The sequence below is a fragment of the Prevotella lacticifex genome, from assembly GCF_019973375.1.
Classification (GTDB): Bacteria; Bacteroidota; Bacteroidia; order Bacteroidales; family Bacteroidaceae; genus Prevotella; species Prevotella lacticifex.
Map to the genome: position 1 here is coordinate 430,865 of NZ_BPTV01000001.1, position 21,407 is coordinate 452,271.

Sequence of the window (21,407 nt, forward strand, 5' to 3'; positions counted from 1 at the left end):
TGTCAGCCCCTGTCGGTTGCCCGCTGACGACGGTGAATATTCCATAATGATGAACCTAAAATACTGAAAGCTATGGAAGTAAGGGATATTTTCAAACTGAGGAAGGAGGGAAAAATCGAGGAGGCCTATGCCGCTATCCGCACGAGATATGCCACCTACAAAGGCCATTACACCACCATCTGCATGTTCTGGGTGGGGGTCGATATGATGGAATTGCGCTATAAGCAGCGACGGTTGGAGGAAGCTCACAAGATTTTCCTTGCTCTCCTGCGCCTCTATCCCACGATGGACGACCAGGACCGCCGCGGCCAAAGTGCCATTATGCGCGCCGCCATCCTCGTCTTCGACCATAATCCAAAGTTTTCGATGCTCGACTTCATCACCAAGTGGGATATCACCCGTCTTACGGCCGACGACTGGGTCATTCAGCGCGTCAACAACCACCCTGTGCCGTCGTTGGGAATGCGTATCGTAGGGAAGGTTTTCAAGGAGGTGGCCGATAATCCCACCACCGAGATGGCACTGAAAGCGGCACCCATCCTTGCCGAGGCTTTGCGCCACAGTCCGTACAACGTGAACAATCAGCGCTACAAAGCTCTCATCTATAAGATTATGGGTAAGACCGACAAGGCCATAAACATCTACCGCCACATCATCGCCCACCACAACCAGAGCTACCTCTTCACTGAGTTTGCCGACCTCGTCGGCGACACCGCGGTGAAGACTGCGCTCCTCTGCCGGGCTATAGCCACACAGCGCGAGCAGAAGTTCACCCAGAAAGCCCGGTGGCAGTTGGCCAATCTCCTCTACACCGTCGACAAGCCTCGGGCCCGCTATGAGCTCGACCGCTGCATCGCTATCCGCAAGGCCGCCGGCTTTGCCATCTCGTGGCAGATGCAGAACCTCGATGCCAGTCTGCAGGGAGTGGAGCCCGTCAACGAGAAAAACCAGCGCGAATATTACCGGCAGCAGACACTGACTGTCGACAAATTGAAGATTTATTGAATCATAATGAAGATAGGAAATATTGATTTTGGCGAGCGCCCACTGTTCCTCGCTCCCATGGAGGACGTCACCGACATTGGCTTCCGGAAGATGTGCAAGCGCTTCGGAGCCGCAATGGTGTACACCGAGTTCGTCTCCGCCGATGCCATCATCCGCAGTATCAAGTCGACATTGGCTAAGATGCACATCGACGACGAGGAGCGTCCCGTGGGCATACAGATATACGGCCGCGACGTCGAGTCGATGGTTGAGGCCGCGAAGATTGTAGAGAGCGTCCATCCCGACATTATCGACATCAACTTCGGCTGCCCCGTCAAGAAGGTTGCCGGCAAGGGTGCCGGAGCCGGAATGCTCCGCAATATCCCCCTGATGCTCGATATCACGCGATCCGTTGTCGACGCCGTCAGTACGCCGGTGACCGTGAAGACACGCTTAGGCTGGGACATGGACCACCTCATCATCACCGACCTTGCCGAACAGCTCCAAGACTGTGGCATACAGGCTCTTACCATCCACGGCCGCACACGCAGTCAGATGTACACCGGCGAGGCCGACTGGACACTCATCGGTGAGGTGAAACGCAACCCACGCATACACATCCCCATCATCGGCAACGGCGATGTCGTCGACTATGCCACGGCCCGTGAGAAGTTCGACCGCTACGGCGTGGATGCCATAATGATTGGGCGCGCCACCTTCGGCCGTCCCTGGATCTTCCGCGAGATACAGAACGAGGGCGACAGCGGCCTCACTATCGACGACAAGATTGATGTGCTCGAGGAGATGCTCCGCATCAACGTGGAGCGCATCGATGAATACCGGGGCATACTCCACACCCGTCGTCATCTTGCCGCCAGCCCCATCTTCAAGGGCATTCCCGACTTCCGCCAGACCCGCATTGCCATGCTCCGTGCCGACAAAATGGCCGATCTCATCGCTATTTTGGAGGATTGCAGGCGCATACTCAAAGCCAACAGTTGAGCCACAGGGTGGCCGTCGTGCAGCCACGTGCATCATCCAACATTATTATATAACCAAAAAAGCCGCTTCGACCACTCGAAACGGCTTTTTTGTTGCATTGTTATCATGTCCGGATTCCTATGTTAACCAATTGGGAATCCATCTCTCATTTTCCCCGATTTCATCGACTCTGAGAGCAAAATCTCCCGATAATCAATCGGGATAAGAATGACAATTTTTTTCGATTTCATCGGTTCTCAAGTCTATTCTTGCCACCGAAAGAATCTTTTCCGTATTTTGTCGGCTTAGCCTTTCTTCGGTTTTCTTCTTGCCCATCCTTCCTCCGAGAAGTCGGGCTCGTCGCCTTTCAGCTTGAACGGCTTTCCAGCTATGAGCTCGCGCCAGTCGTCCTTGCCGTAGCGGGTCTTGGTTTGCTTTTTCCGGCTGTCAGCTTTCGCCTTGGCATCGCCCTTGTAGCGGCCTTCACCGCGGGCTCTGTCCTTGCGCTCTCCCTTTGTGGTCAGACGGCTGTCGGCATCGTTGCAGCGCACGCGGCGACCCTTATATACTGTTCCGTCGAGAGCCCGCATCACCTTCTTTGCGTCGTCGGCCGGTACCTCGATGTAGCTCTGGCGCTGCATGAGGTCGATATGGCCGACCTCCTGGCGTCCGCGCATGTGCTTGTTGATGAACTGCATGACCTCGCCGGGGTAGAAACCGTCGGTTTTACCGAGGTTGATGAACAGCCGGGCGAAGCCCTTCTCCGGCTCGTGGCGGCCGGCAGAGCCCCGGCCCTCTTTCTGTCTCGTAGTGGTCTTGCCGCCCCGTGAGCCCTTGCCCGTAACCGGTTTCTCGATGACGGGAGCGTCCTTGTAGTAGTCGAGGAAGCGGCCGAAGGTCACCGTGACCATCTTCTTGATGATGTCCTCCTTGTCGATGTACTCAAACTGCCGCTTGATGTCCTGCCAGTAAGGAGCAATCTGTTCCTCGTCGACGTCGGTCTTGAGAATCTCGTCCATCGTCCTGTAGAGCTGCTTCTTGCAGATTTCCTCCGGTGTGGGCAGTGTTCCGTCGACGAATTCCTTTCCTATCTCCTTCTCTATCTGCCTGATTTTGAACTTCTCCCTTGTGTGGATGATGCTTATCGAGGTGCCTTTTTTGCCGGCGCGTCCCGTTCGTCCGCTACGGTGGGTGTAGCTCTCTATGTCGTCGGGCAGTCCGTAGTTGATGACATGAGTGAGGTCGTCGACGTCGAGACCGCGGGCTGCCACGTCGGTAGCCACGAGGAGCTGCGTCAGGTGGCTGCGGAACTTCTGCATCGTGAGGTCGCGCTGCTGCTGCGAGAGGTCGCCGTGGAGTGCCTCGGCATTGTAGCCGTCGTGGATGAGCTTGTCGGCAATCTCCTGGGTCTCCCTCTTTGTGCGGCAGAAGATGATGCCGTAGATTTTCGGGTAGAAGTCGACTATGCGCTTCAGGGCGAGATACTTGTCCTTGGCGTTGACGAGATAGTATATGTGGTTCACGTGTTCGGCACCCTCGTTGCGCGATCCCACCACAATCTCCTTATAGTCATGGAGATAGCCTTTGGCCACCGTCTCTATCTGCTTGCTCATCGTTGCCGAGAAGAGCAGTGTGTTGTGGTCGTCGGGCACGCCGGAGAGAATTTCCGTTATCGAGTCCTGGAATCCCATGTTCAGCATCTCGTCGGCCTCGTCGAGCACCACGTTGTGCACGTTCTCGAGCTTGGCCTTGCCGCGCTTCATTAGGTCGATGAGTCGTCCCGGTGTGGCTGCGATGATCTGCGCGCCGTGGCGCAGCGACCGTATCTGCTCCTCGATGCTGGCGCCGCCGTACACTGCCGCGATGTGCATGTGGGGAATATACTTCGAGAACTCATTCAGGTCGTCGCAAATCTGCAGGCACAGCTCGCGCGTAGGGCTCAGGACAATGGCCTGAGTCTCACGGCTCGATGTGTCGATGCGCTGAAGGAGTGGAATGCCGAAGGCGGCTGTCTTTCCCGTTCCTGTCTGCGCCAAGGCTATGACGTCGTTGCGATTGCCCAGGAGATAGGGGATTACTTCTTCTTGTACTGGCATTGGCTGTTCGAAGCCAAGCTCTTCAATGGCCTTTCTGATTGGCTCAGAAACACCTAATTCTTCAAATGTCTTCACTTGTTAAATGGTTTATTATCCTAAAAACAAAGGGACATAAACCACCAACACCCGTCTGACACAACCCTCTCATAACTCATTGTAGGGTGGTTCGTCCCCAAAATTGCGTGCAAAGGTACTGCAAATGAGCGACATAGCCAAAGAAAGTTCGAACTTTGTGAGAACTTTCTTTTGGATATGTCCGAATGCAGCGTACCTTATCCAAAGGTCAAATATGATTGCGGATGGTCATAAGAGCCACTATTGCAAGGGGGAAAATTAATGCGCTAACATAAGGAAAATCGCAGAAAAACAGAAGAGAATTTTGGGACATCAAATTGAAAGTTCTATTTCAGGACAGTACTTCTGAATCACCGGTTTGACTATTGTAAAATTGCGATAAATCTTTACACAAAAATAAAACCTACCGTTTCGGCTTGCGAAACGGTAGGTTTTAGGCTCTGAAACGGCCCGTTTTGGCTTGCGAAACGGGCTGTTTTGCAACGCAATTTGGCATCTTTTGTAATGCACTGTCAATCAGTGCGTTGCAAGGGTACTATCAAATTGTGTCAATGTTCAAATTTCTTTACATCAAACTTCTTTGTCTGTAATGCTCTCATGGCATTGAGGACACACAGAATCATGACGCCAACGTCGCCGAAGACAGCCAATGCCATTGCCAGTGAACCAAGCAGTCCTGTGGCGGCGAGGATGAGGATGGCCACCTTCACGGCTATGGCGAACCAGGCGTTCTCGCGGGCTATGCGTATCGTGCGGCGCGCTATCTTGATTGCACGGACAATCTTCAACGGCCGGTCGTTCATTATCACCACGTCGGCAGCCTCGATAGCCGCATCGCTACCGACACCGCCCATAGCTATTCCGATGTCGGCACGGGCTAAGACCGGTGCGTCGTTGATGCCGTCGCCGACAAAAGCGAGAGTTCTTCCCTTGGTCTTCGTCTTCAGCAATTCCTCGACGTATCTGACCTTATCGGCCGGAAGAAGCTCGGAGTGGTACTCGTCGATGCCAATCTTACGGGCCGTGTCGGCAGCTATAACCTCGCGGTCGCCGGTGAGCATCACCGTCTTGTCGACACCGAGAGCCTTCAAGTCTCTTATGGTCTTGGGCGCATCGTCCTTTATCTGGTCGGCAATGACGATATGACCGGCATAGACTCCGTCGACGGCTACGTGGACAACGGTGCCAATAAAACCACGGCATCGCGGACACTCGCTGATGGTTATTCCGAGCGACTTCATCATCTTCTCATTGCCCACCGATACCTTCCGGCCGTTGACGTAGCCCTCGACACCGTTGCCCGCAATCTCGTGCACGTTCTCTACACGGCAATCGTCATGCCAGTCACGCTTGACGTTGCGCAGCGCCGAGGCTATGGGGTGGTTGGAGTATTGCTCCACATGGGCCACAAGGTGGAGCAGGTCGCCGAATGAATACTTCTCCGAATGGACATCCTCAACGACAAAAAGGCCACGTGTCAGGGTGCCGGTCTTGTCGAAAACCATCGTGCTCACCTTCGCCAACACATCCATATAGTTGCCGCCCTTGACGAGAACACCTATGCGGCTGGCTCCGCCGATACCGGCGAAGAATGTCAGTGGAACGGAGATTACGAGCGCACACGGACAGCTGACGACGAGGAATGTCAGCGCACGGTATATCCACTGCGCCCATCCGCCACCGGCAATCAGTGGTGGGACGACGGCCAACGCAATGGCGGCGAAGACTACCACCGGCGTGTAGATGTGGGCGAACTTGCGGATGAAGGTCTCGCTCTTCGACTTGTTCTTGCTCGATTCCTCGACAAGACTGATAATCTTCGATGCCGTTGACTCGCCGAAAGTCTTCTCGACTCTAATCTTCAGCACTCCGTTTGTGCTGACGCAACCCGATGTCACGGTGTCGCCCTTATGCACAGAGCGCGGCATGCTCTCGCCGGTCAGCGCTGTCGTGTCGAGACTCGCGTCGCCGTCGGTGACCGTTCCGTCGAGAGGTATCTTCTCACCGGGGCGAACGACGATGGTTTCGCCTATTTTGATGTCTTTAGGGTCGACGCTGATCTCCTCGGCCTTAGTGTTGCCGGAGGGACAGCGGAGCACCGTTGCCCTGTCGGGACGGATGTCCATGAGGTGGGATATCGACCGGCGGCTGTTGTCCTCGGCATAGTCCTCGAAGACTTCGCCAATCTGGAAGAACAGCATTACGAATACGGCCTCGGGAAACTGGGCCTCGGCACCGGGCACAAAACCTATCAGCATGGCGCCGATAGTGGCTACGGACATGAGGAAATCCTCGTTGAACGGGTCCTTGGCCTCTATGCCCTCCCACGCCTCGCCGAGCACATCGTAGCTGATAAGCAGGTAGGGAATGAGAAAGATGGCAAACGATGCCCATACCGACAGGCCCAGATTGCTGGTCGTCAGCCATGCAGCCAAGAGGAGAACGGCTGTGACGATGATTCTAATAACTTTCTTGTTCATGACTTTGCAGTTTATATCCAATACTTTTTTAACTTATTAATTCCGTTTCGGGCACCACTCTGGTGCCTTTCTGTGTGCAAAGGTATGAATAAGTTTGTGCAAGCGGGTTGCAAAGAGCATCGTCGGGAAAAGAAAAATCCTGCAAGCGGCTCGTGCTGCTTGCAGGATTCAACGGTAATGATGGTATGTGTTATCTGACAACTACTTTCCTTACGGTACCGTCGGCATACCTTATTATATTAATGCCCGGTACGGTCTTCATGATTCGTTTGCCGTCGATGGTATATATCCCGACCACCGTTCCGGCCTTGTCGGTATCCGCGATGTTGTCGATACCGTCGGCTACGCTCACCTTTGCCTTTGCACTCAGACCACCAAACTCGTTGGCTGCCTGCACACTGTAGGTGCCTTTGGCGGTGGTGGTGAACTGCGTGTCGGTGGTGAAACCGGCGATTTCATCGTCTTTTGTGACCACATAGCAGATGGCGTAAGGTATAGCCTCCCAACTGATGACGGCTCCGCTGACGGTCGGCAGAGGTGCGTCGCAAGGCTCGCAGGTCATCTCCGGATTCCATGCATCGTCGCCTCCGCATACGTTCTTCACCGTGTACTGAGCGGCTTCCTCGGCGGTGAGCACTGCCGTGGTGCTGTTGCCGCGGATGGTATCGGTGGTGTTGCCGGCGCCATCCTTAACGGTATAGTAGTAGTCGGTGCGGCGATGAGAGAGGTCGACGGGATTGCCGTCGCCGTCCATGGTGTTGTATTCGGCCCACAGAGCGGGTATGCCGCCCATCGTCGGGTACCATCCCGTTGCCGGAATAGTTACCTCTGCCTTGGTGTTTATGAACACTGTCTTAGGCGCGTTGTGCCAAGGACGGCCGAGCCATACGCTCGTTTCCGACGGAACACCGGGTGCGGTGATGACGTTGTTGAGGAAGACGTAGCCCCACTTTGTGCCCTGAGGATGGTTCGGAGCCACGATGTAACCGCCGTTTTTGCGCACAATGTTGATGGTGTCGTTGGTAATCATGATGTCGCCCTGACCATAGAAGAAGTCGACGGCACCCTCAATCCAGCTGTTGGTGATGAAAGCGCGGTGGTTTATGCCGCCACCGGTGTACCAGGTGTCCTGATATGAGCGGAGCTTAATGTTGTTCATAATCAGCTTGTCACCGTTGGAGCATAGGGCAAGAGCCTGAGGTCCGGCGTTCTGCTCGACGCCATAGCTGTTCTGAAGGTCCACACCCTCGATGTAGTTGTTGTCCGACTCGATGTCGAGAGTAGCTCCGTCGCTGATGCCATACGACTTGTCGCCACCCGACAAGCGGCTGTCGGCAATCGTCACGAGGTTCTTGTCCTGACCAATAATATGTATGTATGGCTTGCTCGAAGGTATCGTCACGTGTCCGGTGTACTTGCCTTTCTTGACGAATATCAGCCATGGGGCGGTGCGTCCTTCCGGTGCTGCGGCGATGGCTTCCTGGAGAGTCTTGTAGTCGCCGGTTCCGTCGGCAGCGACGACAGCGTCGTAGAGACGGGCTGCGGGCTGCGTGCGCTCCATTGTCGTGAACGTTATCGACGTGCCGCCAAAGGCGTTGCCGTTGCGGTCGGTGATGGCTCCGGAGGGCAGTACGAAGGTGTAAGCGGTGGCATATTTCAGTCCGCTGTACTTATAGACTACTGTCTTGCCGCTGACGATGGGCTGGAGGGCCTCGCCGTCGAGGGTGGCGTCGCCGTTGCCAGCTTTCACTTTCTCGTCGAAGGTGAGAACGATGGAACCGTTGGCGCTGACACCTGTGGCTGCGTTTTCGGGATTCGAGCTGACGAGTGTCGGTGGAATCGTATCATTTGCAATGTCGCTCTCGCCGAGAACATAGATCTCAGCTATCGACAGACCGTCTTTGTCGGAGGTTGCTCCGATGAGTGGCGATGAATAGTCGGGCATCCATCTGACGTACACCTTGTCGCGGTTGCTGAACGAGTCGGGGAGTGCAATGTCCTGATTGCCGGCCCAGCCGCGGTCGGGGAGGGTGAATGTGCCTACGGTCTCGTAGTGCTTGCCGTCGACGGAAGCCTGCTCGTAGTAGGTGGTATAGGAGTTGTAATCGTTGCCGAGGTCGTTGCTCACGACGATATTGTGCAGGCCGCGGGTCGAGAAGCTTATCTCGAAGTAGAGCTTGTCGGTCAGCGGGCGCCAGATGCGGGCAGCATACTTGCCGTGCTCCTGTCCGTTGCCGGCTCCGCGACTGAGCCATGAGGTTGTATTTCCGATGGAATCGCGCAAACTGAGAAGTCCTGCGTTCTCGCTGTCGCTCTTGTAGTCGGCGGCGCGCTCGCTCTTAGGCTCGTCGTCGTAGAGGTCCCAGCCCACGATGTAATCGGCAGGACTGAAGGTTGCTGTGACGTTTTTATCGGCGTCCATCGTAATGGTGCGCTCGGCGTTGGTGCTGTTGTCGTCCCATCCGGTGAACGTCATAATCTTGTTGTTCAGGGCTGTGAGCTTCACCTGAGTGCCGGTCTCATACTGGTGGGTATTGCCGTCGAGGTGGCCTTCGGGCTCCACCTTCACGAGGTTCTTGCGGGCTCCGCCAGTGAGATTGACGTTGAGATTGTAGACGGTGGCTTTCTCGTAGACTGCCTTCACCGTCATGTCGTGGTCGATATTGAACGTGAACGGGTTGCGCTCAGATACATAGTTGCCCTCGGGGTCCTCCCATCCAATGAAGTGATAGCTGAAATTCTCGGTAGTGGAGAGGGTAATCTCTGTGCCTTCGTCGAAGACAGAGCCCTCCGGACTGACCGTAATCGTTCCGGCCTCAGGCGTTTCGCTGCTGACGTTGAGTTTGTATGACTTCACGTCGACGGCCTTTCCTGAGAAGTTGCCGGTGAGGACGACGTCGCGGAATCCGTACTGCTTTGATGATGCGAGCCCCTTGATGTACACCTTGACGGTCACGGGATCACCGGTTGACAGCAGATTGGCGATGTCGAAACTATAGTCGCTGTAGTGGCCGCCGCTCTTGGCGTTGTTGCGGTTCGGAGTGATGTTTTCGGCCAAAGTCACCTTATTGTCGCCGACTGCGGCTACGATATCCATGTTTCCGCCGTCGGTACCGAAGCGTGCGGCCTTCATCGTGAACTTTGTCGGGACAAAGGTGAGGCCCTTCTTCGGAACGATGGTGTAGGTAATGGCGTTGGCATCGTCGTCGGCTGCTGCCGTGGCGGTGGGCTGGACGCGGTAGAACGACATTCCGTCAATGTTCTGCGGTGCTGCCACTTTGAGGTCGCTGCCGATGGTCATCGAGGCCACTGAGGCGAGACCGGGTACCGACATGTCGCCGCTCATTGAGCTCTCAGTGCCGTTGTCGAGGGGCCATGAGGTGGTGACACCGTCCTGGGCTTCTCCCGGGGTAATCTTTACCACCTTGCCGCTGACGGGTATCGTGATTGTGGTACTGCCCTGGCTTACAGTCACCTGGCCGTTGATGTCGGCATCGTCGCTGACGATGTCGGCCTTGACATAGAACGATGAGACAACCATTCCGGCATCGTAGTGAATCGTTGCCGTACTGCCCCATGTGTTCTGGTCGGCCGAAACGTCAAGACCTTTGGTGGCGGTGATGGTGATATCGCCGCTCTCCGGACTGAGCTCGAAACCCTTGATGATGGCCTGCTTGGTGAGAGTCTGACCCTTATAGCCTGTTCCAAAGTCGATGGAATCGGGCAAAACGGCCAATTCAGTGTTCAGGTTGACGTTGTCGGCGAGGATTCCCTGCTCCTTCATCTTCTGCGCACACATTCGTGCTACGACCGTAGCTCCGGTCTCGTTGAGGTGGGTAGAGCCGTTGCCGTCGAAGAAAAGGGTGTTCGTCTGGGTGTCGCCATATTTCTCATAGAGTTCCTTTGTGGCGGTGGTGAGGTCGATAAACGGCACATTCATCGAGTCGGCCACGAGTTTCATCTGGTAGGAATAGTCCATCGTGTGGTCCGTCTCGGGAATACTCTGGTTCGTAACGACACCGTTGGCGGTGAGTTTCGAGAAGTTGTCGCCAAGGTCGTGGCGGCCGTTACGGCGGATTGTTGAGCCGGTGAAGTACTTGCGGCAGATAGGACTGACGAGAACGGGATTGCAGCCGGCCTCGCGGGTCTCGTTAACATACTTAATAAGGTACTGCTTGTAGTTGCCCGTAGGCACCGTGCCGCGGTTGTCGGTCTTTTCGGCCAGGGCCGTCTGACCCGTCCTGGTGTAGTAGGCTTTAAGCGAATCGCCGTCCATGCCCTGGTTCTTCTCGTCGTTATGTGCGAACTGAATGAGGACATAGTCGCCGGCACTCATCTGGCTTTTCACGCTCTGCCAGTACTGGCTGCCTTGATAGAAACTACGGGTGGAGGCTCCTCCCTTTCCCCGGTTGTTGACAGTAATTCCGTTCAGGAACTGCTGCAGGTACATTCCCCATCCCCGCGTGACGGTCGAATTGGGGTCGTACTGTGCCATTGTCGAGTCGCCGATGGTGTGCACCTTTATCGCTTGCGCCGTGGCAAGGCCGATAATGAGCATGACCGCCAGCAATGACAGACATAGGTTCTTTCTCATGTTGTTTTAAAATAGTTTTTAGTTGGTTTTGTAATTGAAAATCTTTGGTTGCAAAGGTACGGTCATTACGCCATAATGACGGGGCGAAAAAGAACCAAAAAGGGTGCAAAAACAAGTCAACGGCTATTTTCCTGCCTTATAATCGGACGGTGAGACACCCACAGACTGTCTGAAAACGCGTGAGAAGTACTTTGGATCGGTGAACCCGCAGCGGTATGCCGTGTCGGCTATTGAGGTGCCTGACTCGGTGAGCAGCGTGCAGGCCCGCTTGATTCGTGCCTCGCGAAGGAAGTCGGCGGGGGTGAGTCCGACAAGCGATTTCATCTTTCTGTTTAGACTTGAGCGCGACAGGGCAGCCGCCGAGGCCATATCGTCGACACCGATATCGGAGTCGGCGAGGTGCTCCTCGACGAAAGCTACGACGCGATTCATGATGGCTTCGTCCTCCGGTGAGAGGCTCGGTGTCGATGAAATCGGGCTTTTTTGTTGTTTCTTTGATTCCTCTAAGAGTGAGAGGTAGGCTTCGAGGGTCTCTTTCTGCTTCCTTTTCATCCTCCTTATGAATCTTACGGTGAGCAGGATAGCCAAGAGAATGGTGGCCGTGATGATGATGAGAAGGACCTTGAAGAATGCTGTCTCGGTGAATTTTGGCTCTACTATAATCTTCAGCGTTCGCACGGTGGGATTCCATGTGCCCATGGCGTTGGTGGCTTTGAGGTCGAGAAGGTAGTCGCCGGGAGCGAGTTCGGCCAGCCGGATGTGGTTGTCGTTGCCGAGATAGTGCCAGTCGGCATCGCCCCTGACACGGTAAGCGTAGTGGATGTTCGTGGCGTTGCGGTAGTCGAGGACGGCAAAACTGATGTCGATGGTGCGCTCTGTGGGGGTGAGGTGAATCTCGTTTAGTCTGTTGACCATGTATTCCGTAGGGCTGTTCTCTATCGTCATCGATGTCAGGACAATGGGGAACATCCTCCTGTCGGCATTGATAATGTTGCCGTCGATGATGGCTATGCCGTCGTTGAGGCCGATAATCCATTTGTTCTCAGCCTTGATATATACAGGTCGGGCGTCGCTGAAGGACAGTTGCTGTCCGAAGAACGTATCGGCAAACTCACGGCTTTCGCCCGTCCGTCCGTCGATAATAATCAGCGACTTGTTCGTTACGGCTAACAAACAGGGTCCTGAAGGCGATGTGAAGGGTGTCAACGAGAGTATGACGTCGCTGCCGAGTCCCGTCTCGCGGTCGTAGTGACGGAAGGTCAGCGACGGTGCCGTAATCCGGTCGGCGGTCATGTTCACACCGCCGCTCTCGGTGGCTACGTACCATTTGCCGTCCACAGCGGCGATATCCATGCAGGCGTTGTTGCTCAGACTGCTTGCGCGGTTGGGCTCACGGCGGTGCAGGTGCCGGCGGTTGCCGTGGCCGGGAGTGATGTCGACGGTCAGCAGCCCCTCAGTGGTGACTGCCACAAGGGTGTTGGGGTCGGGAAGGACAATCCTCCTGACTTTGTTCTCGCGCCCGTAGTGGATAGCTGAATAGCGGCCATGGTCGATGCAGACAAGACCGTTGTCCATCGTGGCCAGCCACTGACGGCCTCGGCTGTCGGTGGTAATGTCGTATATCTCATTCATGCTGAATCCCTTGGGCATCTCAATGTGGCTGACGGCAAAGACCCCGCCGCGGTGCTGGAGGCGGTAGAGACCGTCGGGCTTGCTGCCGAGCCAGATATCGCCAGTGGCGCGGTCGCTGTAGATACAGTAAATAGGGGAGGAAAATTTCGCCGGAGTGGTACTGATAGTTCCTTCCGCCGTGAGATAACCGATGCTCCCGTGGTCGAAGATTCTTATCGTCCTGTCCTTCGTCGCCACCCATATCCTACCGATGGAATCGGCAAAAATGCTCTTTACCTCAGCATTTTCGCCCCATCTCTCGACCGTGGCTGGAACATGATTGGGTGATGTGACACTTACACCGTCGGCCAGAACTGTCCACAGCAGGCCCTGGCGGTCGGTGAGTATGAACCGCCGCAGACTATCTCCCTTCACGGCTTTGCCACAGCCGTGGCCGGGATGAGCCGCAATGGCCTTCTGCTCAGTGGTGCTGACGGGCGTGAACTTGCCGGTGAGAAGGGAGAAACGGAACCAACTGTCGTCAACGCGGCAGTTGATGATGTTGTCGTTGTGGTCGTCGATGGCAATCTTGCGCATGCGGTCGGAGGGCATCGCGACACCATCGCCGGGTCGCGACTTGAACGTGACAAACTCACGACCGTCGAAGCGGTCGAGGCCGTTCCACGTCGAAAGCCATATAAATCCGTACTTGTCCTGGAGAATCTGCGTCACATGGCGGTGGGAGAGCCCATCGTGCTCACCATAAACGATGGTCCTGTCCGACTGCGCCACACTCATGACCGCTGCCGTCAGACAAATGATTGCTGTCGCCATTGTCCGTCTCATTGTGCTGAATTTCTCCGTTTTCTGTCTGTAATCGTATTTGCGTTTTATTGGTTAAATTTCGATTTGACAAACTTATAAAATCATAACATAAGATAGAAAATGCTACAATTTATGTTGCCTTCCTGTTTCAACCTTGCTGGTTGCAATCCCGTTCGTAAAGAATCGGGATTGCAGAGCCGTCAAGTCCGCAGGCGTAAGTTTGGGATAATCTGTCCCTACGTTTGGAATAAGACTGAGCAGGTTCAAAGCGGCATTGAGGTCTCGGTTTATGACATGGCCACATTTCGGGCAGACAAATATTCTGTCCCGAAGAGTGAGGTCGTCTTTCTTCTCGCCACAATTGGAGCAAGTTTTGCTGCTTGGGTAGAAGCGGTCTGCAATGGTAACATTGCATCCATTCATAGCAGCCTTGTATTCAATTTGGCGTCGCAGTTCTCCAAAGGCCATATCGCTTACACTCTTCGCCAACTTGCCGCGTTGCATACCTTTGACATTCAAGTCCTCTATGCAGATAGCACGATAATGTTTTACGAGGATTGTTGTCAGCTTTTGCATGAAGTCTCTACGGATAGCGGCTATATGCCGTTGCTCACGTCCGAGACTGCGAGAGAGTTTGCGATAATTATTCGACCGCTTTACACCCTGCAAACGCTCTTGTTTGGTTTTCGCATGATGGCGTTTGGAGAGTTGGCGGCTCAGTCTGGTTATCTTTCTTTGATGTTTACGAATAGTTCGGGGATTATGGATAGCAATTCCATCAGAGAGAGTCATGGCTTCGTCAAGTCCGAAGTCGATGCCTACGGCTCTGCACTTGCTTTTTTCAGAAGCAAGCGCATGAGTTCTATGGTATTCTTCCTCGGTGATTTGAACTTGTATGGAAACGAAAAACTTGTCTCCGTCCTGCAAAATCTTCGCACCCAATATCTTGCCAACGAAACGCAAGCGCTCGGCCATCTTTATGTAACCGAGGTTTGGGACGTTAATATACTGGTGTTTGCCGTGAATATTGTGTGCCGTATTTCTCAGATGCTTCAGTCCTTTGTGGGTATCAGAGAGCTTAATCTCTTGTCCCGCACCGATATAAAAGGAGCCATAGCCATCTCGCTTTTTGTGCATTGTCGGGTATTTGGCACGATGGGCAAAGAAATTATCGAAAGCTCTCTGAAGGTCATCGAAAGCATGAGCGGTGGCATATTTTGTCACTTCGTATGTCCATGGAAATTCTTCGCCACGGATAGCATTGAAGTGGTTTCGCAACTTGCGTCCGGTCAAGCCTCGCTCGCCCTCCTTGTAGCGTCTCTGCCATTCCGCCAAGCCCCAATTATAGGCAAAGCGGCAACAGCCTATGGCCTTACGGAAGTAAGTCCTCTGCTTGTTGTTCGGCATGAGCTGAATGCGGTGGGCGAGTGTAATCATGTTTTATTTCTTGACGTTGTTCTCTACGGCTTTCTGGACATCCTCCAGCATCTTCTTGTTTTTGTTGCTACGGCTTCCATAAAGGCGGGCGGAAAATACGGTAACGATTTCAAGGACGTCCTTGGCAAGTTCCTCCTCAAATTGAATGTCCTCATCACCTTTGTTGATGATTACGACTTCTACGTGTTTAGCTTCGCAAATGGCAAAGACCAATTCGGCTCCGAACCGAAGCAAACGATCCTTGTGTGTCAGCACAAGTCGTCCGACTTCACCACTGAGTATCATGTTGAGCAGCTTTTTGAGACCTTTCTTATAGTAGTTCATACCACTACCAAGGTCTTGTATGACTTCGTAAGTGTATCCTTTGCTTGCGCAGTAAGCCTCCAATACCGCAACCTGGCGTACCAAATCTTCTTTTTGGTCGTGCGAAGATACGCGGGCATAGGCAATAGTTTTCAACTCGTCAACATGAATTGCGGCGTTCTTATCAAAGTTTCGGAGCGTGTCAAGACTGTAACGCCTGTCGCCACCACGAGTACGCTCGTCGGGATGAAGCATTCCGTTCTTATCCCAATTGCGCATCGTGGTAGTGGTAACGCCAAGAGCTTTGGCAGCTTCGCCTATAGAAAGCAGTTTCTTCATGACTGCAAATGTAGTAAAGTATGCTAACATTTACAAGAAATAGAATTATATTTTATAATATTTTATATGTATAACAATACTGTTAACTTACCCAGTTTCGTGCCTCCACCTTATTATATATAGCCGATGCACCCTTTCCGGTTACTGCCGTTCTCCTTATAATCAGCCCCGCACTAATTGCTATTATATTGGGTCCTGCTTGATAATCTCCTTCCGTCCTACTTATCATCGCGTTCGCAACAAATCTCAATTATTGCGGTCCTGACTAAGAATCTCCCTCCGGTTCTCCCGCAAAGAAAACCTCGAAACTCAGTCAGGTTGGCCGAATTTATTTCTAAGTACATCCTTGCATAGCGTAAAGAAGTCACGGGACACCAGTGGAGAACGCCATCGCCCCCGACATTCCCGACAAAGGTAAGAAGAAAATCTGAGTAACGAAAGAATCCTGCCGATTTTTCATCATCTCCGTCTCCATCCGCTAATATTGCAGTATGTGCGTGAGAATCAGTTCTTTTGCCCCTCTCAGCCATTGTTTGACTGAAGAAAAATCACACGGAAACGAAAATTTTATCCGAAAAAATTTGGCAGTTTCAAAAAATACCCCTACCTTTGCAACCGCTTACAAGAAATGACTGCTTCAGTAGCTCAGTTGGTTAGAGCACCTGACTGTTAATCAGGGGGTCGTTGGTTCAAGCCCATCCTGAAGCGCATTAAGAATGAGAGAGTTGCGATTTCGCAACTCTTTTTTCGTTATTGCCTTTCTGAACGTACTTTTGTTATTTCTTGACCATAGTCCAAGAATACTGCCATCAAATATCTTTCCAAAATATGCTGATAACCAAGATGGACCAGACGGTAATAAAAGTTCGGGTCATGATGATGCCAGTTTAGGCTGGTTCTTATTTCATTGCAAAGGTACGAAATATTTTCCCCGAATCCAAATTTTAGGAGGGTAGAAAGGAGGGTAGAAAGGAGGGTAGAACAATGAACAGGGATTGTATCATGCAATCAACGGGCATGCGGTGCCCTGCAGGGATATGTGCGCAGCGCGTTGATAGCTAATGTGTTGCACGCATATTTCGTGTGAGTAGTGCTTGTCGCCATCCTACCATCAGGTGGACGATTATTGTCTCGCAAAGCCGCCAAGAACGCAAAGGCTACGCCGGTAAATCTGTTGCGAAGGCGGAAAACTGCGCACACAATCAGGAAAAAACGGTAAAAGCTATTGTGTTTGCAAGGGCTGTCTTTTCCTGATTTTGGTTGTCCCGGGATGCTTCATAGAGGGAATACGAAACCGACAAAAATATGGCGCGTTTGCCTTATGCAACCGACGGGTGGGGCGGCATAATGCAGATGAATTGCGTTGGGAATACCGTAAAACAAAGAAAATCATTATTTTTTTGAAAATGAAATAATTTGAAATAGATTGTATTCGGAATTTCTTCGTATTTGCAACCGAGGACCACGTACGAGACCTTTAGGTGATTCAGGCTCTTCGCAACCTTGATATCACCCATAGGCACATTAACTATAAAACGAAAAGTCATGAAGAAGTTATTAGCAGTATTAGTTATTTTTCTGTTTATATGTGCATGTAGCAACAATAAGAACAGCTCGGAAGGCAAGCAAGTTGATACTACCGTAGCGAGTGCTCCAGTTGACTCTACGGCTATAAAAGACAGTGTCGAGAAGGCCGACAGTGCGGCTGTAGTGGCCTATCTGGAAAAGCTCTACAACTTGGTGCTTAACCAGAAAGGCAGTGAGAAGGAACTCACGAGCCATTTTTCGCCTGAGATGAAGAAGCGGCTTATTGCCGCCAATGATTACGATGATGGCAGTATGGCCTTGTGGGAGTTGCGAACCGGAGTTCAGGATGGGCCATCTGATGTCAGCAAAGTAAAAAGTATTACCAAAGACAAAGACTGGTACGTGGTAAGGTATCTTGACATGGGATGGAAAGGTGCTACAAAACTTAAAGTGACGGTCAAGAACGGCAATATTGTCGTGACTGACTATAAGCGGTTATCCTCAAACGTTACTTCCACTATAGGAGATGTGGATGAAGTTGAACAGGCTCTCCGCGAGTTTGAGTCCACGGCAAAATCAATAGACAAAGCAATGCATTCTACAGATGACGCAATGCGTGTAAATCAACTCATGTCCGCATTCGGCCAAGCTGACAATGCTATTTATAGTAATTATTATGATAGGATGACACCATCGCAGAAGGCACGGGTTGAGAGGTGTGAGGAGCTATTCCAGTAGAATCCTACAGAGGATTATTGCTTTGGGGGCTGGGTTTATCCCGTCCTTCTGACAAGTGTGTAATTTCCTCTGCCAACGGAAAGCCCCGAGGAGGCTTAATTCTCAATTACCCCAGACTAAGGGAGCGCAGCGACCGCAGTCTGGGGTAGAACGTGGAGCAAGAAATCAATGACCAGCCTCGAAGAGGTTGAATAGCGGAACGCGCATTAATGTCAATGACAAAGGTAGATGCGCACTACGTGCTATTGTGCGTCTTCGAGGCACTGAGTGAATCCCTTATGCATAGTCCCCCGGACTGCACTCGCTATCGCTCGCTTAGTCCGGGGTTATTGATGATTCAGCCCCGTCGGGGCTGGTAGTGGCTGAGAGATTTGATATTAATGGGTTATAGTCCGTGGTCTCAGGTGGAAATTAAAGATCTGCGTAATCTGCGGTATCTGTGCGCGAATTATTCCTGACTTTAGCGTTGCGTCACCCAAAATCTCCTACATGTCAAATAAAGGCTTGATTTGCCCCTGTTCGTCGGTCAGAAACAAGGTTTTATTGATGATTTTACCATTGGGCAGCTTTACATAGACAGTTGGAATCGTCTTGGCTATCTTTAGTACCTTGTCTACACTCATGTGTATGCCATATGTTGGCAGCAACCTCTGCAATTCCTTATATACCTTGTAAGCAATGAAGCAAATGCAGACATGCGCTTCGATACGTCTTTCGGTAAAATGGAACATAGGTCTCATCTCCAAATTGCCCTTGCTGATTCTGAAGGCACGTTCAACCACCCACAACCCGGTATACTGTTTTATGACATCCTCACCGCTTAAGTCCGTGCTGGTTATGTAGCCTTTCAGACCATCCCACTTTGCATCCTCGTCAATTTTCTCTTGATTAATAGTGACTTCCACGCCCTTGCTTATTTCAAGAAATTTATTGTAGCCACGCTTGTTAATCTTGTCTTTTGTGATTTTTCGGCCCAAGGGGGATTGTCCGTGGCAGGCGGATGCCGCTGCCTAACCAAAGAACTTGATATGATAGCGTGCTAAAACTATTTTTTTTGCTTACCTTTGCGGTCATGGAACAAGAAAAGATAGACTTCTACAAAGGTTTAGCGATATATATCCTCCCCGAGGGCGTGACTAACTACTTTGACGTGGTGGACTTCAACGAGCAGCCAGCCAAAGATCACGGGAAGCTTTACAAGACCGAGCTTCACATATATCTTGATGAGAAGGACAATCGTCCAGAGGGCTTTGATGGCGTCAAGTCAAACGGCTTCGGTGAAGAGAGGATGATATACGACTTCCCTGTTCGCAACCGCAAGACGATACTTCATGTGCGTCGTCGGCGCTGGCTTACAGCTGATGGTAAGAGTGTCTCATTTCCTCTGGAAGAGGCAGCGAAGATAGTCTGCGAAGGTACGTCATACTCCAAGGAGCTGGCGCTTTTTTTAAAGAGAGCGGATGGACAATGAGCCAGTGACGGCCAAGAGCCTGAGCTGGACTTACATGATCCAGGGCAACACTTTTGCGCGTGCCTACAAGGATACTTTGAGCGATTTTCCCACTTGGGTTAAGAAAGAGAATGTCGATGATGGAATACTTATCGCCAAGAACCTCGGCCCGAGGCTCGGTATTGACGAGTCTGAGTTCGGGCATGAGGTGTACACGATTCTCCACAACAAGGATGCGCATGGCAAGAAGGGCGCCATCGTTGCTATTGTCAAGGGCACCGACCCCGAGACAGTTGCCAAAGCCCTGAGAAAGATGCCGCAAAAGGATCGGGAAGCGGTAGGGCTGGTCTCCATGGACCTGAGCGACAGCATGCGCTCTATCGTGAGAATGGCCTTCCCTAATGCCATGGTGGTACGCGACTGCTTCCATGTCATGAAACGAGGTGGTGAAGGGATCGAGGAACTGCGCATGAAATACAAGCGGGAAGCTGTCAAGGATGTAAACCGCCAGAAGGCAGAGTTCAAGAAACACCTGGAACAACTCGCCAAGCAACGCAAGTACTATCGTAACAGCAGGAAAAAGCAAGGTAAGAAGCGATGCAAGGGTAAGCGCCGAGGCCGCAAGCCAATGCGGCTGAATACAAGGTTTGAGCCCAAGAGGCTGAGCAATGGAGAGACCTTGGTAGAAGCTCTGACCCGGTGCAAGAAGCAACTGGGCAGATGCTATGGCGACTGGAGCATAAACCAGAAGAAGAGGGCAAGGATCTTGTTCCGGCTTTTCCCGAAACTGAAGGAGGCGTATTGGCTGATAAACGATCTCCGAGCAATCTTTCGTACGAAGTCTAGCACCAAGGAGACTGCGAAGAAAGCGCTTGAAGGATGGTACAAGAAGGTCACCAAGTCTACCCTTAGAGAGATTAAATCCGTAAAACAGTCTATCCAGCACTACGAGGACGAGATACTCAATTACTTTATCAACAGAGACACTAATGCTTCTGCAGAATCGCTCAACTCCAAGATGAAAGCCTTCAGGTCATGCCTGAAGGGGATAAGGGATATACCCTTCTTTTTCTATAGATGTATTACCGTCTTTGGTTAGGCAGCGGCATCTGCCCGCCACGGACAATCCCCCTTGGGCCGTTAAATACCCAATTTTTTAATTACTCAAATGTGTAATTGAATACAATAAAATCTAATGAGATGTTTTTGTCTTAAAAATATAAACTCAAAATCGAATAACAAGGAAAATATCCTTCATTACCAACTACGAGTTCTGGCTGTCTTCCTACGAATGTGAAGCCATTTCCGAGCTCAAGTAGGAAACGTGTGATATCTTTTGCGATTGCATCTTCTAAGTTACGCTCATTGTAGCCTCGTTCCAATGTGAGGAAATCCAGACGATAAGGGTCTTTCAGAACATTCATTGCAAGCTGACTTTGTTGTACTGGCAATTGGATCGAAAAGTTTGTTGTAGCATGACCATACTTGCTATAATCATCAGCCTCGATAATATCTTCCAATTCACGTTTGCTGAGTCCTTCATCGATAATACGTTTAATGTAATAGAATGCTTCTTTGATGGATTCGCACTTAGATGTAATGACCAAGTGATGTTTCCACGGCACGATTCCGAATATAGGCAGCATACCATTGTTTTCTAAAATATCAGATATTTTATCGTTCGATATGATTTCTGCACCTAATATGTGCAATTTTATATGGTTCTGATTTTCAGACTATTGTAATTTTGCACCTAATTGGTGCAAAATTTGTTTGTGCTCATCATCTGTCATATAAAACTCATACCATTCCTTCATGTAATAAAGGTTCCGCACAGAGAATCCTCGTACATCAGGGAAGGTAGTTTTAAAGTCAAGACAGAGTTGGTTTACCACTCCTGCACCCCATCTTGACTTTGCTTTTTTCTGTACGATATCACGTCCAAATAGCCAGTAAACTCTAACGCC

At 51.7% G+C, this 21,407-nt stretch carries 13 protein-coding genes, 1 tRNA gene and 1 pseudogene; 6 read left to right on the forward strand and 9 right to left on the reverse strand.

Annotated features, from left to right (window positions below; genetic code table 11):
* Positions 1-72: 72 nt before the first annotated feature.
* Both LDN30_RS01630 and dusB read left to right on the forward strand, forming a co-directional pair.
* On the forward strand, positions 73-1,005 hold the full coding sequence (locus tag LDN30_RS01630; protein ID WP_223928541.1) for a DUF7017 domain-containing protein: 933 nt from the start codon (positions 73-75) through the stop codon (positions 1,003-1,005).
* Positions 1,006-1,011: 6 nt separating this feature from the next.
* Entirely contained in the window at positions 1,012-1,986 is a 975-nt protein-coding gene (dusB, locus tag LDN30_RS01635; RefSeq protein ID WP_223928542.1) for a tRNA dihydrouridine synthase DusB, read from the forward strand.
* Positions 1,987-2,270: 284 nt separating this feature from the next.
* Here dusB and LDN30_RS01640 read toward each other — a convergent pair whose 3' ends face one another.
* From LDN30_RS01640 to LDN30_RS01665, 6 genes are all read right to left on the reverse strand, one after another.
* On the reverse strand, positions 2,271-4,136 hold the full coding sequence (locus LDN30_RS01640; RefSeq protein WP_223928543.1) for a DEAD/DEAH box helicase: 1,866 nt from the start codon (positions 4,134-4,136) through the stop codon (positions 2,271-2,273).
* Between the two features lie 548 nt (positions 4,137-4,684).
* Positions 4,685-6,616: a heavy metal translocating P-type ATPase gene (locus tag LDN30_RS01645; RefSeq protein WP_223926847.1), complete on the reverse strand. Its 1,932-nt coding sequence runs from the start codon at positions 6,614-6,616 to the stop codon at positions 4,685-4,687.
* Positions 6,617-6,806: 190 nt separating this feature from the next.
* Positions 6,807-11,210 (reverse strand): pectinesterase family protein, encoded by a 4,404-nt coding sequence (locus tag LDN30_RS01650; protein WP_223928544.1) that lies wholly within the window; start codon positions 11,208-11,210, stop codon positions 6,807-6,809.
* Positions 11,211-11,333: 123 nt separating this feature from the next.
* Positions 11,334-13,667 carry a helix-turn-helix domain-containing protein gene (locus LDN30_RS01655; protein ID WP_223928545.1) on the reverse strand — a complete coding sequence of 778 codons (2,334 nt, stop codon included), beginning with the start codon at positions 13,665-13,667 and terminating at the stop codon, positions 11,334-11,336.
* Positions 13,668-13,769: 102 nt separating this feature from the next.
* Positions 13,770-15,083, reverse strand: coding sequence for an RNA-guided endonuclease InsQ/TnpB family protein (locus LDN30_RS01660; protein WP_223928546.1), 1,314 nt, complete (start codon positions 15,081-15,083; stop codon positions 13,770-13,772).
* Between the two features lie 3 nt (positions 15,084-15,086).
* Positions 15,087-15,725, reverse strand: coding sequence for an IS607 family transposase (locus LDN30_RS01665; RefSeq protein WP_223928547.1), 639 nt, complete (start codon positions 15,723-15,725; stop codon positions 15,087-15,089).
* Between the two features lie 634 nt (positions 15,726-16,359).
* On the opposite strand from LDN30_RS01665, the gene LDN30_RS01670 reads away from it, so the two are divergent.
* Together LDN30_RS01670 and LDN30_RS01675 are read left to right on the forward strand one after the other, a co-directional pair.
* Positions 16,360-16,433, forward strand: a tRNA-Asn gene (locus LDN30_RS01670).
* An 837-nt stretch (positions 16,434-17,270) separates the two neighbouring features.
* Positions 17,271-17,990, forward strand: a complete 720-nt coding sequence (locus LDN30_RS01675) for a hypothetical protein (protein WP_223926855.1) — start codon at positions 17,271-17,273, stop codon at positions 17,988-17,990.
* A gap of 485 nt (positions 17,991-18,475) precedes the next feature.
* Here LDN30_RS01675 and LDN30_RS01680 read toward each other — a convergent pair.
* Positions 18,476-18,958 (reverse strand): annotated as a pseudogene (locus LDN30_RS01680) (IS1634 family transposase); the annotation flags it as partial.
* A 104-nt stretch (positions 18,959-19,062) separates the two neighbouring features.
* Here LDN30_RS01680 and LDN30_RS01685 point away from each other — a divergent pair.
* Together LDN30_RS01685 and LDN30_RS01690 are read left to right on the forward strand one after the other, a co-directional pair.
* A complete protein-coding gene (locus tag LDN30_RS01685) occupies positions 19,063-19,461 on the forward strand; it encodes an ISAon1 family transposase N-terminal region protein (RefSeq protein WP_223926852.1) in 399 nt (132 codons plus the stop codon).
* Positions 19,451-20,539, forward strand: coding sequence for a transposase (locus tag LDN30_RS01690; protein ID WP_223928549.1), 1,089 nt, complete (start codon positions 19,451-19,453; stop codon positions 20,537-20,539). Before LDN30_RS01685 ends, LDN30_RS01690 begins: the two co-directional genes overlap by 11 nt.
* 112 nt (positions 20,540-20,651) lie before the next feature.
* Here LDN30_RS01690 and LDN30_RS01695 read toward each other — a convergent pair whose 3' ends face one another.
* Both LDN30_RS01695 and LDN30_RS01700 read right to left on the reverse strand, forming a co-directional pair.
* Positions 20,652-21,152 (reverse strand): PDDEXK nuclease domain-containing protein, encoded by a 501-nt coding sequence (locus LDN30_RS01695; RefSeq protein WP_223928550.1) that lies wholly within the window; start codon positions 21,150-21,152, stop codon positions 20,652-20,654.
* Between the two features lie 24 nt (positions 21,153-21,176).
* Complete coding sequence (locus LDN30_RS01700) at positions 21,177-21,374, reverse strand: DUF1016 N-terminal domain-containing protein (RefSeq protein ID WP_223929411.1); 198 nt, start codon at positions 21,372-21,374, stop codon at positions 21,177-21,179.
* Positions 21,375-21,407 lie beyond the last annotated feature (33 nt).